Below are 4,661 nucleotides of genomic sequence, written 5' to 3' on the forward strand. Positions count from 1 at the left end.
GGCTCTTCCGTTCTGGCGCCGAACCGGGCCCCCCGGCCGGACCCGCTGCCGAATCGGATCCGGCGGCCGGACCCGGCGCCGATCCGATCCGGCCGGCCGGACCCGAGGCCGACGCGCCGCCGACCGATCCGGACTTGCTGGCCGCTGTGGAGGCCGCCTGGCCGGAGATCAAGCTCGCGGTCAAGGAGTTCGGGCCGACCATCGGCGCGATGCTCACCTCGGGGGCGTCGGTGGCCGGGGTTCAGGACGGCGAGATCGTGCTGGCCCACCATGCCGCGCTGGTCCAGCGGCTTTCGCAGCCGCAGCCGCTGTCGGCGGTCCGGTCCGCGGTGCGCGCGGTACTCGGCCGGGAACATCCGGTGCGCTGGGTCGTAACGGGTCAGCAGGTCTCGCGGGGTCCGGGTGGACGTGAGCGGGGCGGACGCCGGGCCGGTGACTCCGAGTCGGGTGATTCCGACGGCGGTCGCCGAGGGGGTCCACAGCGCCCGGCGCCGAGCCGGGCCGCCGCGGAAGCCCCGGCCGAGCCCCGCCGGGCCGACAGCGATGGCGGGCCGCAAGCCGGTCCCGCCGGTAGTGGATCGGCGAACGGTGCGCGGACCGGCGCCGAGCCGGCTCGGCGGCCGCGGTTCTCGCGGCCGAGCCAGGCCAAGGCCGGGGCAGCGGCGGCGAGCCCCTACGACGACATCCCGCCCCCGGACTATCCCGACCTGCCCGATGATCCGGGTGATCACGGTTACGCACCGCGCAGCGTGCCCGCGTCCACTCCGGAGGAGGAGCAGGAGATGCTGGCGGAGTCGGCGCAGCCGGTCGCGCCGGGTGATCGGCGCGACCCGGACGAGGTCGCTCTGCGGCTACTGGCGAGTGAGCTGGGCGCCACCCCGTTGAACGGTTGACAAGCACCGTCTCGACCACGTTAAGTTAACCGGAGTTCGCATCCGGCGGTACTATGGGCGGGTAGCTGCGGACTTCGGCGAGACGAGGTTCTATGGTGGGCCGTGAGGTACGGGCCGCTCGGTACCCCCTCGGCGACCCGTGCCGTGGTTTGTACAGCGTATGCCCGCGCGGGTGACCGGCCCGCGTCAGCGCTGCTCAACTGAATACGGACGGTCGGTCGAACGGCCGGTCGGCGAGGTAACTCGCGTCCGCTCCGCCTGGTGCGGGTGGGCGTATTCCTAGGAAGGGACATTCCGATATGACCACAGAGGCCTACATTTACGAGGCCATCCGCACCCCGCGCGGCCGCAACAAGAAGGGGTCGCTGCACTCGGTCAAGCCGATCGATCTGACCACCGGGCTGGTGCAGGAGCTGCGCAACCGCTTCCCGAACCTCGACGAGGACCGGATCTCCGACCTCATCCTCGGTGTCGTCTCCCCGGTCGGTGACCAGGGCTCCGATATCGCCCGCACCACCGTGCTGACCGCCGGCCTGCCGCAGACCGTCGGCGGCGTGCAGATCAACCGCTTCTGTGCCTCCGGCCTGGAAGCCGTGAACATGGCCGCCCAGAAGGTGCGCTCCGGCTTCGAGGACATGGTCCTCGCCGGTGGTGTCGAGTCCATGTCCCGCGTGCCCATGGGCTCCGACGGCGGCGCCTGGATGCTCGATCCGGCCACCAACTACGACACCTACGTCGTACCGCAGGGCATCAGCGCCGACCTCATCGCCAGCATCGAGGGCTTCTCCCGCGAGGACGTCGACGCCTACGCCGTGCGCTCGCAGGATCTGGCCGCCAAGGCGACCACCGGCGGCTACTTCGCCAAGTCGATCGTCCCGGTCAAGGACATCAACGGCCTGACCGTCCTGGACACCGACGAGCACATGCGGCCCGGCACCACCCTGGAGGACCTGGCCAAGCTGAACCCGTCCTTCGCCGGGATCGGTGAGATGGGCGGCTTCGACGCGGTGGCCCTGCAGAAGTACCACTTCGTGGAGAAGATCGACCACGTCCACCACGGCGGCAACAGTTCCGGCATCGTCGACGGTGCCGCGCTGGTCCTGGTCGGCACCGAAGAGGCCGGCAAGGCCTCGGGCCTGACCCCGCGGGCCCGTATCGTCGCCACCGCCACCAGCGGTGCGGACAGCACCATCATGCTCACCGGCCCCACCCCGGCGTCGCAGAAGGTACTGGCCAAGGCCGGTCTGACCGTCGACGATATCGACCTGTTCGAGATCAACGAAGCCTTCGCCTCGGTGGTGCTGAAGTTCCAGAAGGACCTGCAGATCCCCGACGAGAAGCTCAACGTCAACGGTGGCGCCATTGCCATGGGCCACCCGCTCGGTGCCACCGGCGCCATGATCACCGGCACCATGGTCGACGAGCTGGAGCGTCGCAACGCCCGCTACGCCCTGATCACGCTGTGCATCGGCGGCGGCATGGGTGTGGCCACCATCATCGAGCGCGTCTGATTCCCAACCGACTCGGATTTCACAAGGAGACAGAAAAACCGTGAGCGAAGCCAACATGATCGGTTGGGAGAAGGATTCGGACGGCATCGTCGTGTTGACGATGGACGACCCGAACCAGGGCGCCAACACCATGAACGACCTCTACAAGAAGTCGATGACCGCGACGATCGAGCGGCTCGAGGCCGAGAAGGACGACATCACCGGTGTCGTGCTGACCTCCGCGAAGAAGACCTTTTTCGCCGGCGGCGACCTGAAGAACATGATGAAGGTCGGGCCGGACAACGGCCCCGAGCTGATGGCCGAACTGACCGAGATCAAGTCGGCGCTGCGCCGCCTGGAGACCCTCGGCAAGCCGGTCGTGGCCGCCATCAACGGCGCCGCGCTCGGCGGTGGCCTGGAGATCGCGCTCGCCACCCACCACCGGATCGCGGCCGATGTCCCCGGCTCCCAGATCGGCCTGCCCGAGGTCACCCTGGGCCTGCTGCCCGCCGGCGGCGGCATCATCCGTACCGTGCGCATGCTCGGCCTGCAGAACGCGCTCATGGGCGTGCTGCTGCAGGGCCAGCGCAACAAGCCGGCCAAGGCCAAGGAGATCGGCCTGGTCGACGAGCTGGTCGGTTCGATCGAGGAACTGGTACCCGCTGCCAAGGCGTGGATCAAGGCCAACCCCGAGGGCGGCGTCCAGCCGTGGGACAAGAAGGGCTTCAAGATTCCCGGCGGCACTCCCGCCAGCCCGTCGTTCGCCGCGACCCTGCCCGCGTTCCCGGCCAACCTGCGCAAGCAGCTCAAGGGCGCCAATATGCCCGCCCCGCGCGCCATCATGGCCGCGGCGGTCGAGGGCTCTCAGGTCGATATCGACAATGCGTCGCTGATCGAATCGCGTTACTTCGTGCACCTGCTCACCGGGCCGGTCGCCAAGAACATGATCCAGGCGTTCTTCTTCGACCTGCAGACCATCAACAACGGTGGTTCGCGTCCCAAGGATGTGCCGAAGAAGGAGATCAAGAAGGTCGGCGTGCTCGGCGCGGGCATGATGGGCGCCGGTATCGCCTACGTGTCGGCGAAGGCCGGCTACGAGGTCGTACTCAAGGACGTCAGCATCGAGGCGGCCGAGCGCGGCAAGGGCTACTCGGAGAAGATCGAGGCCAAGGCGCTGTCCCGGGGCAAGACCACCGAGGAGAAGTCCAAGGCGCTGCTCGACCGCATCAAGCCGACCGCCGACGCGGCCGATTTCGCGGGTGTCGATTTCGTGATCGAAGCCGTCTTCGAGAGCACCGAGCTCAAGCACAAGGTCTTCCAGGAGATCGAGGACATCGTCACCCCCGACGCGCTCCTCGGCTCCAACACCTCGACCCTGCCGATCACCGGCCTGGCCGAGGGCGTGAAGCGTCAGGAAGACTTCATCGGCATCCACTTCTTCTCGCCGGTCGACAAGATGCCGCTGGTGGAGATCATCAAGGGTGAGCGGACCTCCGACGAGGCCCTGGCCCGGGTGTTCGACTACACCCTCGCCATCAAGAAGACCCCGATCGTGGTCAACGACAGCCGCGGCTTCTTCACCTCCCGCGTGATCGGCACCTTCGTCAACGAGGCGATCGCCATGCTGGGCGAGGGTATCGAGCCCGCGACCATCGAGCAGGCCGGTTCGCAGGCGGGCTACCCGGCCCCGCCGCTGCAGCTGACCGACGAGCTCAACATGAAGCTCATGCAGAAGATCGCCCGGGAAACCGAAGCGGCCGCCAAGGCGGGCGACGCCGCCATGGGTACCGAACGGCACCCGGCCATCGACGTAGTCGACTACATGGTGGAGCAGGGGCGCCCGGGTCGCCTGGAGAAGGCCGGCTTCTACGAGTACGACGAGAACGGCAAGCGGCTCCACATCTGGCCGCAGCTGCGCGAGCACTTCAAGACCACCGCCGGTTTCGACGTGCCGCTGCAGGACCTGATCGACCGCATGCTGTTCGCCGAGGCCCTCGAAACCCAGAAGTGTTTCGACGAAGGTGTTCTGGAGTCCACCGCGGACGCCAATATCGGCTCCATCTTCGGTATCGGATTCCCGGCCTGGACCGGTGGCGTGCACCAGTACATCGTCGGCTACCCCGGCGGCCAGGAGGCCTTCGTGGCCCGGGCCGACGAGCTGGCGAAGAAGTACGGCAAGCGCTTCGAGGTCCCGGCTTCGCTGCGCAAGTAGGTTCCGGGGCGGCCGGCCCTGGTGGCCGGTCGCGCTGAACCGTTCGGCACAACCCGCCGCACCGCG

General features: G+C 68.2%; 2 protein-coding genes and 1 pseudogene. All 3 read left to right on the forward strand.

All coding sequences use genetic code 11. The features are described 5' to 3' along the window. A pseudogene (locus tag ACLML9_RS27850) lies at positions 1 to 893 on the forward strand (hypothetical protein); the annotation flags it as partial. Between the two features lie 299 nt (positions 894 to 1,192). Next, positions 1,193 to 2,404: an acetyl-CoA C-acetyltransferase gene (locus tag ACLML9_RS27855; protein ID WP_411948287.1), complete on the forward strand. Its 1,212-nt coding sequence runs from the start codon at positions 1,193 to 1,195 to the stop codon at positions 2,402 to 2,404. A gap of 40 nt (positions 2,405 to 2,444) precedes the next feature. Continuing rightward, positions 2,445 to 4,595 (forward strand): 3-hydroxyacyl-CoA dehydrogenase NAD-binding domain-containing protein, encoded by a 2,151-nt coding sequence (locus tag ACLML9_RS27860; RefSeq protein ID WP_411948288.1) that lies wholly within the window; start codon positions 2,445 to 2,447, stop codon positions 4,593 to 4,595. The last annotated feature ends 66 nt before the right edge of the window (positions 4,596 to 4,661 follow it).

The sequence above is a fragment of the Nocardia sp. NPDC002869 genome (genome assembly GCF_046764065.1).
GTDB classification, from domain to species: domain Bacteria; phylum Actinomycetota; class Actinomycetes; order Mycobacteriales; family Mycobacteriaceae; genus Nocardia; species Nocardia rhamnosiphila.

Excerpts from the sequence above, each read along its gene's own strand:
- ACLML9_RS27855 (WP_411948287.1), top strand. The coding sequence starts at position 1,193 with ATGACCACAGAGGCCTACATTTACGAGGCCATCCGCACCCCGCGCGGC.